The sequence below is a fragment of the uncultured Fibrella sp. genome (genome assembly GCF_964250085.1).
GTDB lineage: Bacteria > Bacteroidota > Bacteroidia > Cytophagales > Spirosomataceae > Fibrella.
In genome coordinates, this window is sequence record NZ_CAXUEC010000004.1 from 388,717 (window position 1) to 404,699 (window position 15,983).

Consider the following 15,983-nt stretch of genomic DNA (forward strand, 5'->3'; position numbering starts at 1 on the left):
CACCCGTGGATGAACACCGCGTATACGGTGATTACCAGAACTATATTGATTCTCTTTTTGGGATCAATTGCCTGGGTTGTGATTTTAAAATACGTTCCCGTCTGGTTTACACCGCTGACGATCAGCCGAAAGCTGGACACCATTGGCACCGATACATCAAGTAAGATTTATAAAACCTGGCGCCCCTACGAGGAGATCAACAGGGAGGCGGCACTGGCCGTTATTGCCTCCGAAGATCAGCAATTCCCCTACCACTGGGGATTTGATTTCGACGAAATTCAGGACGCGATCAAAGAAAATCAGACCCGCAAACGGCCACGTGGCGCCAGCACGATCTCGCAGCAGGTAGCCAAGAACGTATTCCTGTGGACCGGCCGCAGCTATGTCCGCAAAGCGCTGGAGGTGTATTTCACCGTCCTGATCGAACTGATCTGGGGCAAGAAACGCATTCTGGAAGTGTACCTGAACGTGGCCGAAACCGGCCCGATGACCTTTGGCGTTGAAGCCGCCGCCGAACGCTTCTACGGGCACTCGGCAAATTCGCTCAGCCGCGACGAATCGGCCCGTATTGCTGCCGTACTCCCCAATCCAAACCAGTTTTCGATCAGAAAACCATCGATTTACGTTCAGCGACGTACCCGCCAGATCGCCCGTCAGATGCGCGCACTGGGTGGCCAGAAATACATCAGGAATCTGTGAGGTAAAAGGATTACAACACTGAGTTAAACAGAGTCCTACGGAGTTGAGCAGAGGTTATATTCTCTTCGTATAGCTCCGTGTTACCACCCTTTTTCTCCACAGATCACGAAAAGTAAATAACGCCCGGCAGGTTCATTTTACAGGATAAGATGCTGTTATTTTACGTAGAGTAATCTACTGCCAGGAATACGTCTATTTATGAAAAAGGTAATTGTTCTGTTTCTGTTGCTTGGCTTTGCTGCCTGTCAACAACAGCAACCTGACCCATTTCCCACACCAGTTCTCGACCCGTCCACTTCTGTAGCCCTACGCTGGGGGCAGATGACCCTGTCCATCATGTACCAACTCCCACTCAACACCCCCACCTACGGCTCACGATCACTGGGTTATGCCGGGCTGACGATGTACGAATGCGTGGTCAACGGCACTACAACACACCGTTCACTGGCCGCGCAGCTAAGCGGACTGACAGCCCTGCCCCTACCCGAGTCTGGCCAGATGTACAATTACCCGCTGGCGCTCAACGCCGGGCAGGCGGCCATCCTGAAAAATCTGTTTGCCTTTGCCCCTACTGACCGCCTGCGCCGCGTTGATTCGCTGGAAGCAGCTATCAACGGCGAGTTCATCAGCATTACGCAACCCGATGTGGTTACCCGCTCAGCTTCATACGGCAAAGCTGTTGCGGAAGCAATTTTCACCTGGTCGAAAACCGACGGCGGATTTGAGGGATACAAACGCAACTTCGATCCCGGTTACAGCTTTCCACACGGAGCAGGCTACTGGAACCCGCCCATCAACGGGCAGATCGTTTCGGGTTTTCCACTCCACCCCACCTGGGGTAAGAACCGCACCTTTGCGCCCGCAAACAGCACCCTGCCTGTACCCGAAATGACAGCCTATTCTACCAACAGGAGCAGCGCGTACTACAAAGAATTCGCCGCGGTATATACTAAAAATCAGACGTTAACGCCCGAAGAAAAAGCCATTGCCGCCTGGTGGGGCGATGACCCTACCGAAACGTTTTCGCCGCCGGGCCACTCGTATAACCTGGCTAACATCGTTGTTAAAACCGCTGGCCCTAATTTGGTTAAAGCAGCCGAAACGTATGCTCGCGTAGGTATGGCCGTGGCCGATGGCTTCGTCAACTGCTGGAAAGCTAAATACACCTATCACTGCGAACGCCCATCGACCTACGTGCGGGCCAATATCGACCCCGCCTGGACACAGTTCTGGCCCGAACCTCCATTCCCGGCGTTCTATTCAGGGCATTCCGTGCAGTCGGCGGCATCGGCTACGGTGCTTGAAGCACTATACGGAACAAGCTTTCAGTTCGTCGATACATCGCATCAGGGTCGCCCACGTGATCAGATACGGAAGATCGATTATGTACCGCGCACGTTCAATTCGTTCTGGGCTACTGCCGAAGAGGCTGCTCTTTCGCGGTTTTATGGTGGTATTCATACCAGACAGGATAACGAGATCGGCCTGGCCGAAGGAAAGAAGATCGGCCAGCATATCAACGAATTGACCTGGAGCCGGTAAACACCCCGGCGACTCCTGCCGTTGCTGGGGTTCTTCGTACCTTTGCTGTATGAAAGCACACCGCGCTGGCGACCCCAACTACGTAAAACCCAAAAAACACCTCGGCCAGCATTTCCTGACTGACATGAGCGTATCCATGCGGATCGCCGAACTCCTCAGCGGACATGCCGGTTTGGATGGGGTCGCGTACAAAAAAGTGCTCGAAATTGGTCCCGGAACGGGTGTGTTAACCCAGTTTCTGCTGAAAGACACACGCTTTGACCTCGATGTGGTTGAGATTGATCCTGAATCGGTAACGTACCTGAAACGGAACGTACCTGAACTGAACGGCCACATCATCGAGGGGGATTTTCTGCAAATGAAACCCACTGATTTCTACGACGAGACAAAGGAGCCGTTTGCCGTTATCGGCAATTTTCCCTACAACATTTCCAGTCAGATTTTCTTTAAGGTGCTGGAAATGCGCGATCGCGTGCCGGAAGTAATCGGCATGTTACAGCATGAAGTTGCCATGCGGCTTGCCTCTGGCCCCGGCAATAAAGATTACGGCATCCTGAGCGTATTCTTACAGGCGTGGTACGATGTTACTTATGAATTCAAAGTAGGACCGGAAGTATTCAATCCGCCGCCAAAAGTACATTCGGGCGTGATTCGCTGCCAGCGAAACAGCAAAAGTGACCTCGGCTGCGATGAGCGAAAGTTCACACAGGTGGTTAAACATGGCTTCAACCAGCGCCGGAAAACGCTTCGCAACGCACTAAAACCACTCGGCATCACTGAAGCCGCCGCCGCCAGCCCGTTCATGGACAAACGCGCCGAACAACTCAGCGTCGCTCAATTCGTGGAACTGACATTGATGATGATGGCGTAAAGGCTGGTTTGAAGTTTACTGTTTAAGGTCTAAAGCGCGAAGCAACCTTAGACCTTAAGCAGTAAACCAATTTAAGAAACCGTCCCCCCGTTCCAGACCGCTTTGCTAGGCGGTAGCATCGCCAGAGCACCGTCGGCATCTTCGGCCATCAGGATCATACCCTGTGATACGTGGCCCATCATCTTGCGCGGAGCCAGATTGGCCAGGAAAGTCACCTGCTTGCCAATCAACTCTTCGGGGGTAAAATGCTTGGCGATACCACTCAGAATCTGTCGACCGCCCAACCCGTCGTTCACTTGAAGCTTCAGCAGTTTATCGCTTTTCGGTACGCGTTCGGCTTCGGTGATTGTACCGATACGAATATCGAGTTTCGCAAAATCGTCGTAAGTGATTTCCTCTTTTAACACAGGCACGGTTTTCAATGCCGCTTCTTCGAGCGCTTCAGGCGTACCGTCGGTAGGTACGTTATCTACGGACGTTCCTTCGGCAGGGGCTCCTGCGTTTTCGGCTGAATTCATCTCTTTAGTCTTGTTAAGTTTGTCGATCTGTACCTGAATAAACTCATCTTCCAGCTTGGCAAAGAGCAATTCGGCTGGGGCCAGTTTTGCCCCTTCAACCAGCAGATCCGCCCGACCGGCGTTGGTCCAGTCGAGTTTTTCGGTCAGGCCCAGTTGTGCATGCAGTTTCTGGGCGGTAAACGGCAGGAATGGCTCGCAGAGAATGGCCAGATTCGCCGCCACCTGAAGGGCCAGATTCAAAATCGTGTTGGCCCGCTGCGGGTCCGTTTTCACCACTTTCCAGGGCTCGGTTTCGGCAAAATATTTGTTACCCAACCGCGCCACATCCATCAGCAAACCGAGCGCCTCACGGAACCGGTACTGCTCAATCGCCTGCCCAATCCGGTCGGGATACTGCGCCAACTCATCCATCAAAGCCTGATCAATAGCTAGTTGTGCTTCATCCGCTGGAATAGAAAACGCAGGTACGTGTCCCTGATTGAATTTCTCGGTCAGTACCACGGCCCGGTTCACGAAGTTGCCGAAGATGCCAACCAGTTCCGAGTTGTTGCGCGTCTGGAAATCCTTCCAGGTAAACTCAGAGTCCTTGGTTTCGGGCGCATTGGCCGCCAGCACGTACCTGAGCACATCCTGCTTGTCGGGCAATTCATCCAGGTATTCGTGCAGCCACACCGCCCAGTTGCGCGACGTGCTTATTTTGTCGCCTTCGAGGTTCATGAACTCGTTGGCAGGTACGTTATCGGCCAGAATCAGGCTTCCCTCTGCCATCAGCATGGCGGGAAAAATGATGCAGTGGAACACGATATTATCTTTCCCGATGAAATGTACCAGCTTGGTCTTATCATCTTTCCAGTATAGCTCCCAGTCGCGGCCCTGTTCAGCAGCCCACTCTTTGGTCATCGAGATGTAGCCAATCGGGGCATCGAACCAGACGTAAAGCACTTTTCCGTCCGCATCGGCCAGGGGTACTTTTATGCCCCAATCCAGATCGCGGGTCATGGCGCGGGGACGAAGGCCCTCTTTCAGCCACGACTGACATTGACCAAATACGTTGGTCTTCCACTCGGTATGGCTGTTCACGTACTGCTCAATCTGAGGCTGCATCCGGTCAAGGGGCAGGTTCCAGTTTTTGGTTTGCCGCTTCACCGGTTTCGAACCTGACAGGGTCGAGTGCGGCTCGATCAACTCGTTGGGGCTGAGAGCGGTACCGCAGCGTTCGCACTGATCGCCGTACGCATTCGGATTGCCGCAAACCGGACACGTACCCACAATGTACCGGTCGGCCAGAAACTGGTTGGCCACCTCATCGAAGTACTGTTCCGTTACTTCTTCATCGAAATAGCCTTTATCGTACAGCGTCGTAAAAAACTGCTGCGACGTTTCGTGATGCACCTGATTGGAGGTACGCGAATAAATATCGAACGAGATACCGAACTGAGCGAACGAGTCTTTTATCTGCGTGTAGTACTTGTCGACGACCTGCTGCGGTGTACTGCCTTCTTTCTTGGCCTTAATGGTGATGGGTACGCCATGCTCATCGGTGCCCGAAATGAAAGCAACGTCTTTACCCGTTCCGCGCAGGTAACGCACGTAAATGTCGGCGGGCAGGTAGCAACCGGCCAGGTGACCAATATGAATAGGGCCGTTGGCGTAGATAAGCGCCGCCGTAACGGTATAGCGTTGTGGATTTTCGAGCATGAAAAAAGTAAGTCTCAAGTGCCAGGTTTCAGTTTTTAGGCGGCGTTGCTCATCAATCAAATGGTCATTGAGCAACGCCGCCTAAAAACTGAAACCTGGCACTTGACACATTGTGTTCTGTTGCAAAATTAGCAATTCAGCGTCGGTTGTTGTTATGTTTACATACGAACCCGTCAATGACTACTATACCTGGCAGGTATTGGGGTTACTATGTTCCAGCAACTATTGAATGACCTCCTCCTTACCCGCTAATACGCTCGTTACCGGAGCCACCGGCCTGATTGGCTCGCATGTGGTGCGTTACCTGCTCTCGCTGGGTGCGCCCGTATCGGCTTTGTATCGTCCTCAAAATGGGTACGGGTTACTCACTGATGTGGCCGATCAGCTTACCTGGGTCGAAGGCGACGTACTCGACATTCCGTCGCTCGAAGCGGCGATTAGGCCTGGCTGTGATGTGATTCACTGCGCGGCCATTGTATCGTTTGTGCCTAAAGACCGCGCTCGAATGGAACAGATTAACGTGGAAGGAACGGCCAATATCGTTAACGTTTGCTTGATGGCGGGCGTCAGAAAACTGGCATACCTGAGTTCGGTCGCCTCGCTGGGCAGACCGGAATCTAAAGGCAACGTACCTGGCCAGCCCGTCGTCATTACCGAAGACCAGAAGTGGGAAGACTCGCCACTTAATTCGGCGTATGCCAAGACCAAATATCGGGCCGAGCTCGAAGTATGGCGGGGGAGCGCCGAGGGCCTGCCGGTGGTCATGGTCAATCCGTCTATTGTGCTGGGCGAAGGTGACTGGACACGCAGCAGCACCCAACTCATCAAGTACGTGTATGACGAAAAACGATTCTACACTGAAGGCGACATTAACTACGTGGATGTGCTCGACGTGGCCGAAGCCATCGTGAAATTACTGCATAGCGAGGTAGTGGATCAACGGTTTATACTGAACGCCGGGGCTTTACCCTACCACGATTTTTTAACCCGCCTGGCTGAGGCATTGGGTAAACGGCCACCCAGCATTCGTGTACCACCGGGAGTGGCTAAAGTACTGGCTTCGCTGGAAGCCGCCCGGTCATTTATCACAGGTACGTCGCCACTTATTACCCAGGAAACGGCCCGTAGCGCCAGTCACCGATACTACTATCCGGGTGAGCAAATTACACAGTTGATTGATTTCCAGTACCGGCCGCTGAACGTGACCATACAGCGAATTGCCAGTCAAGTAAAGCGTACAGAAAGTATTTGAACCGGGCTATTGAAGTTTGTGTTTTTCTGTATATATTTCATAACAACATCGGATAAATCGCGCCCGTGGTGCGTCCCCTATCCCGTGCGGTACGACTTTCGGCTTACGCATTCCGCTTTTCGGCAAATCGTAAGCGGTGGTTCGTGAATCGACACAGCTACATGGAGCAAGAGTTTGACGAACGGGCTGGCGACATCAAAGAGAGCATTCAGCGCTTTGAGCAGATGCTCGCCAGCGAAGAAAATTTTTATTTCGACCTCGACGTTTACGAACGTCTGGTTGAACATTACCTCAACGAGGGTGATCTTGAACGCGCCTTTAAGGCGGCCGAATCAGGACTCGCCAACTTCCCATACGCCCTGGAGTTGATGCTTGACCGGGCACAGATCCTGGCCAATTTTCAACGGTTTGACGAAAGTATTGATCAGCTTGATCGGGCTGGTTTGTTCAATCCCGGTGACCTCGACGTGCAGTACATGCGTGGAACGGTCCTGAATATGGCCGGGCGGTTTGAAGAATCCATCGAGGTGCTAACCGACATGCTCGACCGTACTGACGATCAGGACGATGTGTTCTTTCAGATGGCGCAGAGCTATCAGAACTGGGGTAAGTTTGAGGAAGCCGTTGCGCATTACAAAAAAGCTATTGACCTGAATCCAAACAACGAAAGCGCGTTATACGAACTCTCGTTCTGCCTCGATATAAACGGCGAACTGGAGGCCAATCTGCCTTATTACGAGGGTCTGATCGACAAAGATCCGTACTCGCACAATGCGTGGTATAACCTGGGCATTGCCTACAGCAAACTAAGCCGCTTTACCGAGGCCGCCGAAGCGTATGATTACGCCATTGTTATCAAAGAAGATTTTGCGTCGGCGCACTTCAACCTGGGTAATACGTACATGAACCTGGGGCAATTCGACCGGGCCGAAGCTGCGTACCGGCTCACGCTAAAGTACGAAGAGCCAACCGCCGATACGTATACGCATTTGGGTGCCAGCCTGGAACGCCAGGATCGCCTGCCTGAGGCCATTAAAGAGTACCGCGAAGCCACCAAGCTAGACGCCCTCTGGGACGAGGCCTGGTATGGTATTGGTGTGTGCATGAGCGAGTTAGGCAAGTGGTATGAGGCCATTCCGTTTTTGCAGAAAGCCATCAAGCTGAATGATAACAACGCTGATTACTACGTTATTCTGGCCGAAACGGAATACAAGATTGGCAACGTTGTTTCCAGTATTGAAGCGTTTGAAAAAGCGTCGGAAGTTGATCCTGCTAATGCAGATGTGTACCTGATGTGGTCGCTGATTCCGTTTGATCAGGGCGACTATGATAAAGCACACGGGATCATTCAGATTGGCCTGGCTGAACTCCCTCAGGAAGCCGATTTGTACTATCGGGCTGTTGTATATCAGATATACGCTGGCAATTACCGCGATGCGCTGCTGAATCTGGAAACCGCCTTAACTCTTGATTACGACACGCACGTACAACTGTTCGAGTTTTTCCCCGAGTTGGAAAAACAGAAAGCGCTCTACAAGATCATTCAGCAATACCACAAGAAAGAAGACGAGTGAGCAACTGGTATTCGGGAAACCACGCTGTTGATACCACAAAAGGCTAGTGTAAATCTGCATTTACGGTCGGACGTGCAGAAGAAATAAAGTGTCAATTATCCCAATTTCAATTAGTTTGTACTAAGAGGAGTTGGGATAATTCGTTTATGGACTTCCCGACAGAAGCTACTGCATTGATAAGACTAGCTCCTACACCAACTCAATCTTCCTAAGTCAGCTTCTGCAACAGTTTTCGAAAAATTTTGCCTAGTTTATTCCTATGTAAACAATCAACTTTATGCCGCCACTAAGCCACCCACCCAACTCTCGTAAAATTACCAACCCTGTTCTTAAAGACGAGGTCGTCTTCATAGAAACCAGTCAAGAGAGCAACGGACGCCATTCGCTGGTCGAAGTACTCTTGTCGCCGGGTGGAGGTAATCCCCTACACTACCATCGGGAGTTTGCCGAAGAGTTTGTCTGTCTGGAGGGGGAGTTGAGTGTCCAGTTGGATAAAGAAATCATCCGCCTTAAGGTGGGGGAGTCGGCGACTGTTCCTGTGCATCGACTTCATCGCTTTTTTAACCAATCGGCTGAACCTTGTCGCTTCGAGTGCCGTATCACGCCTGGGTTTCCTGGTTTCGAGCAATTTCTGCAAATTGTTTATGGACTGGCTCATGATGGTCAGGTGAACAGGCAGGCCATGCCCAAAAATCCCTTCGCCCTGGGGTATGTGATTTTGATCAGTGGCACGTACATGAGTGGTCTGATGGCCGCTTTACAGCCAGCACTCACCTGGCTGGGCCGTCAGGCTGTCAAGCGGGGGATAGGCAGCACCCTGCAACAGCGCTACGTGAGTATTGAGTAAAAAACAAAAGCGAATTAGTTACCGGAGTTAACATAGTGCCACTTATATAACACTTTTCTACAATGAAAATTTTATCAGTATTATCTGTCGTTCTGATTCTGCTGACAGGCTGCAACAAGGAAATAACCTCAGTTCAACCACAGACTACTACGTCAACTAGCTCGGCTAGAATTAAAGCTATTATCAAAGCATCACCGAATCTGACTATTGATATTTATCGAATCACTAATTCGACGCTCCTCTCCACGATTGTCATTAAATCAGGAAATGCAGATAATGTACTCTCTGACAATTTCATCGTTGCCCAAGACGGCAATGGTAATTTAATCTACTATAATCTAGATTTACTAGTACGCTACATTCCGTTTACTCAATCCCAACGATTAGAATTATACTTTTAGCAGGATCTCCGACAATGTATGTTGAGCTACCTTATTAGTTTATTCTCATAACATAAAATTAGTTATATGAGACATCTTGGTGAAACACAAAAAGGCTCGTTCAGTCGTTTTTGTGTTTCACCAAGATGGGGCAACTCTTATTTACTTTCCTTTATTCGTGAAGTCCACTACTGTTACATCAGCCAGCCAGGGACCAACAATGCCGCCGAAAGCTTTGTGCGCTGGGTGTGGCAGGTACGTATCGCGGTCTTTCTCGTTGTCGAACGTGAGAATAAACGCGTGAGTCAGGCCCTTATCGAGCTTCTCAGGGCTATTGTTTGTACCCCACTGAAAGCCTTTAATCTCTTTGATCTTCGATGGTAGTGCTTCAAACGCTGCTACGATCTCGGCAACTTTCTCCGGCGTTGCTTCCGGCTTGAATTTGAACAGAACGATGTGTTGAACCATAGATTTGGCAGCGGCGGGCGTTGCAGTTTGTTTTTTAGGAGGCCGGGGAGAATCTGTCGACGAATTGGCGAAAGAAGCAACAGATAGTAGCGTCGCCACGCATAGAAAAGCAATTGATTTAGTCATTATAAGGTTGGTTTTTGGGTAAAGAAAAGACCTACAAGGTTTCGGAAAACCTTATAGGTCTGGAAAAGTAGACAGGATCTACTATTTACCGCTACGCCAGCTTCGCCTGTAGCGCCTGATCCAGCGCGTCGAGGAAATCTTCCGTATTCAGGTAGTGTTCGTTGGCCATCAATTTCGTCCCCTGCGGATATACCGACAAGGCCAGATCTTTGGTCATTTTGCCACTTTCAACCACTTCTACGCAAACGGCTTCCAGCGCATTGGCGAAATCGATTAGCGGCTGGTTGTCATCGAGCTTACCCCGGAATGCTAGCCCACGCGTCCAGGCGTAGATCGAAGCGATCGGGTTGGTGCTCGTTTTATTGCCTTTCTGGTATTCGCGGTAGTGACGCGTAACGGTGCCGTGGGCAGCTTCTGCTTCCATCGTCTGTCCATCGGGCGTAACCAATACCGAGGTCATCAGACCCAGTGAGCCGAAGCCCTGCGCTACGGTATCCGACTGTACGTCGCCATCGTAGTTTTTGCAGGCCCACACGAAATTACCGTTCCACTTCAGCGCCGACGCCACCATGTCGTCGATCAGGCGGTGTTCATAGTCTACTTTACCAGCGTATTCGGTATCGTATACTTCCTGGAAGATATCTTTGAAACGACCGTCGTATTTTTTCAGGATCGTGTTCTTCGTCGACAGGTACAACGGCCAGCCTTTCTGCATAGCTACGTTCATACAGGCGCGCGCAAACCCACGAATCGATTCGTCGACGTTGTACATGCCCATAGCAACACCAGGCGCTTTGAAATCATACACGTCAAATTCTTTCACGGTACCGTCTTCGCCTTCAAACTTCATTGTTAGCTTACCGGGACCGGGAACTACGAAATCGGTAGCGCGGTACTGATCGCCAAACGCGTGACGACCAATGATGATTGGGGCCGTCCAGTTAGTAACCAGGCGGGGTACGTTCTGCATCACGATTGGCTCGCGGAAAACAGTACCATCCAGGATATTGCGGATCGTGCCGTTTGGCGACTTCCACATTTGCTTCAGGCCAAACTCTTCAACCCGCTGCTCATCCGGTGTGATGGTTGCGCATTTGATGCCTACACCGTACTGCTTGATTGCGTTGGCGGCATCGATCGTTACCTGATCGTTGGTTTCGTCGCGGTACTCGATCCCGAGGTCAAAATATTTGATATCGACATCAACATAGGGAAGAATCAGCTTGTCTTTAATAAACTTCCAGATAATGCGGGTCATTTCGTCGCCATCCAGTTCTACTACCGGATTAGCCACTTTAATTTTTTCCATTGTACTGCGGTTAGATGCGAGAATAATCGATACAAATCGGGCGCAAAAGTACTACATCTTCACGGGTTTGGCTCCAACTCGGTAGCCACAAAACGGATCATAATCCAAAACTGAACGTATTAAATGTTCTCTTTTCCTACCAGCCCTTCCACTATTATTCGCCCCTGTACAACAGAAGACAACGCTTCGCCCGACGGGTCGCTTATCGATAGGCGTTCGTTCGTGGCTCAACGCTATTTTTCTGGAACGTACCTGGCTGTACCATTCTGACTAGTCTAGCCGGCTGCTTACCGGCTGCCCTCACCAGCGACTACGGCGAGTAATAACCATAGAGTAGTAACCCAACCCTTTTTCTACGACTGGTTTGATTTCCAGTTGACTAGCGACCATTGAGGGAGAGGGGCACAGTGTGAACTGCTTTTTGTGAGTAAATTAAACGTAGATTAGCAAGGTCAGGCTAAACAGCCAGATGAGAATCGATAATCTATACCTTTGTTATTTTTACTCATCATAGCTTAGTTCATACGCTTACAACACTATGATTTTTAACTCACTAGAGTTCCTCTTCTTTTTCTTGATAGTGACCACCTGTTATTTTTCATTGTCCTATCAATACAGATGGTTTTGGTTATTAATAGCCAGTTGCGCGTTTTACATGGCGTTCGTGCCTGTTTATATTGTCATATTAGGCTTCACTATACTTATCGACTATTATGCCGGTATCTATATCGAAGCATCTACCGGAAAAGCCCGAAAGAGGCTCCTGTTTCTGAGTATACTAGCGAATGTAGGCGTCCTGGCGGTGTTCAAATATTATAATTTCTTCAATGAAAATATTACGCAACTCCTAAGCACGCTGGGTTATAAAAACCAAATTCCATACCTGTCTATCCTGCTGCCAATCGGCTTATCGTTTCACACTTTTCAGGCCATGAGCTACACGATTGAAGTGTACCGGGGGAACCAGAAGGCAGAACGGCACTTTGGCATATACGCTTTATATGTCATGTTCTATCCACAGTTGGTGGCAGGACCTATCGAACGACCGCAAAATGTAATACATCAATTTTATGAAAAGCATGACTTTGATTATAAGCGGGTTACAGATGGACTGAAGCTAATGGCCTGGGGGCTTTTCAAGAAAGTAGTAATCGCCGATCACCTTGCCTCAATGGCCAACGTTGTATTTAACAATCCTACTCACTACACCGGACTCCCTTTACTAATTGCAACCGTCTGCTTCGGCTTCCAGATTTATTGTGATTTTTCGGCTTATTCCGACATTGCATTGGGTGCAGCAGAAGTGATGGGTTTTCGCTTGATGAAGAATTTTAACCGGCCTTACTTTTCAAAAAGTATAGCTGAGTTTTGGCGGCGCTGGCATATATCGCTGTCTACCTGGTTTCGTGATTACGTCTATATCCCGTTGGGGGGCAATAGAGTCAGCCCAAATCGCCAGTATCTGAATCTAATGCTCGTTTTTTTGCTGAGCGGCCTCTGGCACGGAGCTAGCTGGAACTTCGTCATATGGGGCGGACTGCACGGTATCTATCTTATAGTAGGTCAGATTAAAGATAAAATTGGGATTCACCTGCCCATTCGTTCAGACCACTGGTTAACGAAATTCCTGCGGGTGATTATGGTGTTCTGTCTGGTAAATTTTGCCTGGATTTTTTTCAGAGCAGATACCTTTTCTAATGCCTGGTACATAGCCACTCACCTGTTCACCGGTATAGGCAACGACCTACACCGGGTACTTATTCAGCCCGATCTCCCTTTCATTCAGGAAAACATCTTACTACAAAAATCTGTACAGGGTGTCCTTACGGTCCTACTTCTGGTGCTATTCATGGAATGCATTCACCTGCTTCAACGTAAGTACAGCATCAGAGCGCTGGTCAGCCAGATGACCGTGGGGGTACGCTGGGCACTCTACTACAGCCTTATCATTTTAACTCTTTATCTGGGCCTCTTCGACGTACCTGCCCAGTTTATTTACTTCCAGTTTTGATGAAGCTTTTTTTTATAAAGAATGGCCTGATGGGCCTGCTCGTATCGTCAACGGCATGGGTATGCTGGGCAGTCGCCGACTGGAGTGAAGCCGATAGTACCAACGGCTGGGCCGCCATCATTGACAAACATGCCCATGCCCAAACCACCTCGGGAACTGTGTGGCTGGTGGGCGGATCAAACGTCATGTTTGGCTACAATAGCGACTATCTTACAACGGCGCTTCGTAGACCTACTATCAATATGGGTATAGGCGCTGCTTTAGGCCTTCCGTTTATGCTGAACGAGGCCTTGGCAGTTGCCAAACCGGGCGATATTGTCGTGCTATCATTAGAATACAATCTCCGCCATGGAGACTATAATGCCCAGCTATGCGCCGCTGACTTTTACCCGCCAGCTCGGCACTACATTCATTATCCGGACCAGATAACGTGGCTAAAAGCGAATGCGCATTACCAGCTTAGAAAAGCTAAAAATGGCCTGAACACGATCTTGTACGGCTATGGAGAGAAGAAACCGCCCACCGTTGATGATACCTTGAATGTATATTTTAGAAGTGCCTTTTCTAAACGGGGTGACTTAATCAGTCATCTAAACAACCCACGTCCTCAAGGCCTGAATTTCGATTCCAGGGAGAGTTACAGTCCTTATCATGACTACATAAATCATATCAATGATTTTGTTCGCGACGCTCAGAAAACCGGGATTTCTGTTTTCTTCACTTATCCCCCTATCGCCAAAGCGACTTATCAGGCAAACCAAGCGGTCTTCGCGAAGTGGCAACACGAACTTACTACCCATATGACTGCCAAAATATTGACCGAGCCTACCAGCACGGTTTACCCCGATACTCTCTTCTTTGATACCGAGTATCATTTGACTGAAGTTGGCCGCGATCAACACACGCAGCTACTACTTTCCAAACTGAAGCCATATTGCCCGTAGACCAATTCGCTCACGCAAAGCTCATGGGCCCGGGTGAACGACCTTCTTCCATTCATTACTAACAAAACCTGATTTGAATATGAACCGTACCTACCCGTACCTTTTCATCGCCTTTCTATTACTGCCAACGTACCTGCTGGCACAAAAGCCAAAAAAGCAAGCAGCCCAATCCCCAATCGATAAGCTAAAAACAGAAGTGGTGGCCTCTGTCGAGGCCCGTAAAGATCAGGCGCAGCAGATCAACGACATGCTCTTTAGCTTTTCGGAACTGGGTTTTCAGGAAGTCGAAACGTTCACGTACCTGACCACACTTCTCGAAAAAGAAGGCTTTACCATCCAGAAAAATATTTCGGGAATGCCTACAGCCTGGATCGCCACCTGGGGTAGCGGAAAACCCGTTATTGCCATTGGGTCTGACATAGACTGTATTCCGAAAGCCAGCCAGAAACCCGGCGTAGCCTACCGCGACCCGATCGTCGATGGTGCCCCCGGCCACGGCGAAGGACATAATTCAGGGCAAGCGCTGAACATCGTGGCTGCGCTGTCTGTAAAAAAAATAATGGAGCGCGACAAGATTCCCGGTACGTTGATGCTCTGGCCGGGTGTGGCTGAAGAACTCGTTGGTGCGAAAGCATTCTACATCCGCGATGGTTATTTTAAAGACGTAGATGCCTGTATTTTCACCCATGTCGGCGACAATCTCGTTACTTCCTACGGTGATGCCGGCAACAACGGCCTGATCTCCGTACGGTTCAATTTCGAAGGGTCGGCCGCCCATGCAGCGGGTGCACCCTGGCGGGGCCGGTCGGCGCTGGATGCCGTGGAACTGATGAATATTGGCTGGAATTTCCGGCGCGAACACCTCGAACTCACTCAGCGGTCGCATTACGTTATTTCCGACGGGGGCGACCAGCCAAACGTAGTGCCGTCTAAAGCAGCCGTCTGGTACTATTTCCGCGAACGGAGCTACCCAAAGATTCGCAAGCTGTTTGAAACGGGTCTGGCTATGGCCGAGGGCGCCGCAAAAATGACCGATACCAAGTTTACCTACGATATTCTGGGCTCTGCCTGGCCGGGTCATTTCAACAAGCCTATTGCCGAAGCCATGACGGAGAACATCAAAAAAATTGGCCTCCCCACCTGGTCGCCTGAAGATCAGATGCTGGCTAAAGCAACGCAGAAAGAAATGATGGCCCGCAAAACCGAAGGGCTGGCCCTGAAACTCGATAGCCTTAGTTTACCGGCCAACACAGCACCCACCATGATGATGGGCGGGCAAACGTTTGCGCCCCTCACTGGCGGCTCTGATGACATTGCCGATATTGCGTGGTCGGTGCCGACGATCGTGCTCCGTTATCCGAGCAATATTCCCGACCTGCCCGGCCATCACTGGAGCAACGCCATTTCAATGGCTACACCTATTGCCCACAAAGGCATTGTGGCGGGTGCCAAAGCCGAGGCAATGACCTTGCTCGACCTGTTGCTGAAGCCCGATCTGATTCAGAAAGCGAAAGATTATTACGTGAACGAGCAGACGAAAGAGCTGAAATATACGCCGCTCATCACCGCCAAAGAAAATCCGGCCGTGTACCTGAACCAGAAGATCATGACTGATTTCAAGCCAAAATTGCAACCCTTCTACTACGACCCCAGCAAGTACAAGACGTACCTGGAACAGCTTGGCATCAAATACCCAACCCTTCGCGACGATCAGAAAGTAGAGGCTGGGAAATAAGGGTTTTGC

At 50.1% G+C, this 15,983-nt stretch carries 14 protein-coding genes; 11 read left to right on the forward strand and 3 right to left on the reverse strand.

The window, feature by feature from the left end; translation table 11 throughout:
- The first annotated feature begins 9 nt into the window (after positions 1-9).
- The 3 genes from mtgA to rsmA all read left to right on the forward strand — a co-directional run bounded on the left by mtgA (position 10) and on the right by rsmA (position 3,112).
- Positions 10-699, forward strand: coding sequence for a monofunctional biosynthetic peptidoglycan transglycosylase (gene mtgA / locus ACFE8Q_RS15165; RefSeq protein WP_375446597.1), 690 nt, complete (start codon positions 10-12; stop codon positions 697-699).
- A gap of 198 nt (positions 700-897) precedes the next feature.
- Positions 898-2,241 carry a vanadium-dependent haloperoxidase gene (locus tag ACFE8Q_RS15170; RefSeq protein WP_375446253.1) on the forward strand — a complete coding sequence of 448 codons (1,344 nt, stop codon included), beginning with the start codon at positions 898-900 and terminating at the stop codon, positions 2,239-2,241.
- A gap of 49 nt (positions 2,242-2,290) precedes the next feature.
- Positions 2,291-3,112 (forward strand): 16S rRNA (adenine(1518)-N(6)/adenine(1519)-N(6))-dimethyltransferase RsmA, encoded by an 822-nt coding sequence (gene rsmA, locus ACFE8Q_RS15175; RefSeq protein ID WP_375446254.1) that lies wholly within the window; start codon positions 2,291-2,293, stop codon positions 3,110-3,112.
- A gap of 71 nt (positions 3,113-3,183) precedes the next feature.
- Here the strand turns inward: rsmA and metG are convergent, their stop codons facing one another.
- Entirely contained in the window at positions 3,184-5,328 is a 2,145-nt protein-coding gene (gene metG, locus ACFE8Q_RS15180; RefSeq protein WP_375446598.1) for a methionine--tRNA ligase, read from the reverse strand.
- A 229-nt stretch (positions 5,329-5,557) separates the two neighbouring features.
- Here metG and ACFE8Q_RS15185 point away from each other — a divergent pair, with 229 nt between their 5' ends.
- From ACFE8Q_RS15185 to ACFE8Q_RS15200, 4 genes are all read left to right on the forward strand, one after another.
- Positions 5,558-6,580 (forward strand): NAD-dependent epimerase/dehydratase family protein, encoded by a 1,023-nt coding sequence (locus ACFE8Q_RS15185; RefSeq protein ID WP_375446255.1) that lies wholly within the window; start codon positions 5,558-5,560, stop codon positions 6,578-6,580.
- Positions 6,581-6,741: 161 nt separating this feature from the next.
- Positions 6,742-8,154 (forward strand): tetratricopeptide repeat protein, encoded by a 1,413-nt coding sequence (locus ACFE8Q_RS15190; RefSeq protein ID WP_375446256.1) that lies wholly within the window; start codon positions 6,742-6,744, stop codon positions 8,152-8,154.
- 277 nt (positions 8,155-8,431) lie between these two features.
- Positions 8,432-9,001: a cupin domain-containing protein gene (locus ACFE8Q_RS15195; protein ID WP_375446257.1), complete on the forward strand. Its 570-nt coding sequence runs from the start codon at positions 8,432-8,434 to the stop codon at positions 8,999-9,001.
- A 62-nt stretch (positions 9,002-9,063) separates the two neighbouring features.
- A complete protein-coding gene (locus tag ACFE8Q_RS15200; protein ID WP_375446258.1) occupies positions 9,064-9,402 on the forward strand; it encodes a hypothetical protein in 339 nt (112 codons plus the stop codon).
- A gap of 141 nt (positions 9,403-9,543) precedes the next feature.
- Here the strand turns inward: ACFE8Q_RS15200 and ACFE8Q_RS15205 are convergent, their stop codons facing one another.
- Positions 9,544-9,975 carry a Dabb family protein gene (locus ACFE8Q_RS15205; protein WP_375446259.1) on the reverse strand — a complete coding sequence of 144 codons (432 nt, stop codon included), beginning with the start codon at positions 9,973-9,975 and terminating at the stop codon, positions 9,544-9,546.
- A 91-nt stretch (positions 9,976-10,066) separates the two neighbouring features.
- Complete coding sequence (locus ACFE8Q_RS15210) at positions 10,067-11,284, reverse strand: NADP-dependent isocitrate dehydrogenase (protein WP_375446260.1); 1,218 nt, start codon at positions 11,282-11,284, stop codon at positions 10,067-10,069.
- Between the two features lie 123 nt (positions 11,285-11,407).
- On the opposite strand from ACFE8Q_RS15210, the gene ACFE8Q_RS15215 reads away from it, so the two are divergent.
- The 4 genes from ACFE8Q_RS15215 (at position 11,408) to ACFE8Q_RS15230 (ending at position 15,974) form a co-directional block, all read left to right on the forward strand.
- Positions 11,408-11,554 (forward strand): hypothetical protein, encoded by a 147-nt coding sequence (locus ACFE8Q_RS15215; RefSeq protein WP_375446261.1) that lies wholly within the window; start codon positions 11,408-11,410, stop codon positions 11,552-11,554.
- A gap of 268 nt (positions 11,555-11,822) precedes the next feature.
- The gene (locus ACFE8Q_RS15220) at positions 11,823-13,295 is read left to right on the forward strand and encodes an MBOAT family O-acyltransferase (RefSeq protein WP_375446262.1); all 1,473 of its coding nucleotides are present in this window, start codon (positions 11,823-11,825) and stop codon (positions 13,293-13,295) included.
- Positions 13,295-14,239: a hypothetical protein gene (locus ACFE8Q_RS15225; protein ID WP_375446263.1), complete on the forward strand. Its 945-nt coding sequence runs from the start codon at positions 13,295-13,297 to the stop codon at positions 14,237-14,239. Before ACFE8Q_RS15220 ends, ACFE8Q_RS15225 begins: the two co-directional genes overlap by 1 nt.
- A gap of 79 nt (positions 14,240-14,318) precedes the next feature.
- The gene (locus ACFE8Q_RS15230) at positions 14,319-15,974 is read left to right on the forward strand and encodes an amidohydrolase (protein ID WP_375446264.1); all 1,656 of its coding nucleotides are present in this window, start codon (positions 14,319-14,321) and stop codon (positions 15,972-15,974) included.
- Positions 15,975-15,983 lie beyond the last annotated feature (9 nt).

What these genes read in the sequence shown, in the direction of transcription:
- ACFE8Q_RS15210 (WP_375446260.1), bottom strand. Translation starts at nt 11,284, where the DNA reads ATGGAAAAAATTAAAGTGGCTAATCCGGTAGTAGAACTGGATGGCGAC.
- rsmA (WP_375446254.1), top strand. Translation starts at nt 2,291, where the DNA reads ATGAAAGCACACCGCGCTGGCGACCCCAACTACGTAAAACCCAAAAAA.
- ACFE8Q_RS15185 (WP_375446255.1), top strand. Translation starts at nt 5,558, where the DNA reads ATGACCTCCTCCTTACCCGCTAATACGCTCGTTACCGGAGCCACCGGC.
- ACFE8Q_RS15225 (WP_375446263.1), top strand. Translation starts at nt 13,295, where the DNA reads ATGAAGCTTTTTTTTATAAAGAATGGCCTGATGGGCCTGCTCGTATCG.
- ACFE8Q_RS15230 (WP_375446264.1), top strand. Translation starts at nt 14,319, where the DNA reads ATGAACCGTACCTACCCGTACCTTTTCATCGCCTTTCTATTACTGCCA.
- ACFE8Q_RS15190 (WP_375446256.1), top strand. Translation starts at nt 6,742, where the DNA reads ATGGAGCAAGAGTTTGACGAACGGGCTGGCGACATCAAAGAGAGCATT.
- ACFE8Q_RS15205 (WP_375446259.1), bottom strand. Translation starts at nt 9,975, where the DNA reads ATGACTAAATCAATTGCTTTTCTATGCGTGGCGACGCTACTATCTGTT.
- mtgA (WP_375446597.1), top strand. Translation starts at nt 10, where the DNA reads ATGAACACCGCGTATACGGTGATTACCAGAACTATATTGATTCTCTTT.
- ACFE8Q_RS15170 (WP_375446253.1), top strand. Translation starts at nt 898, where the DNA reads ATGAAAAAGGTAATTGTTCTGTTTCTGTTGCTTGGCTTTGCTGCCTGT.
- ACFE8Q_RS15200 (WP_375446258.1), top strand. Translation starts at nt 9,064, where the DNA reads ATGAAAATTTTATCAGTATTATCTGTCGTTCTGATTCTGCTGACAGGC.
- ACFE8Q_RS15215 (WP_375446261.1), top strand. Translation starts at nt 11,408, where the DNA reads ATGTTCTCTTTTCCTACCAGCCCTTCCACTATTATTCGCCCCTGTACA.
- ACFE8Q_RS15195 (WP_375446257.1), top strand. Translation starts at nt 8,432, where the DNA reads ATGCCGCCACTAAGCCACCCACCCAACTCTCGTAAAATTACCAACCCT.
- ACFE8Q_RS15220 (WP_375446262.1), top strand. Translation starts at nt 11,823, where the DNA reads ATGATTTTTAACTCACTAGAGTTCCTCTTCTTTTTCTTGATAGTGACC.
- metG (WP_375446598.1), bottom strand. Translation starts at nt 5,328, where the DNA reads ATGCTCGAAAATCCACAACGCTATACCGTTACGGCGGCGCTTATCTAC.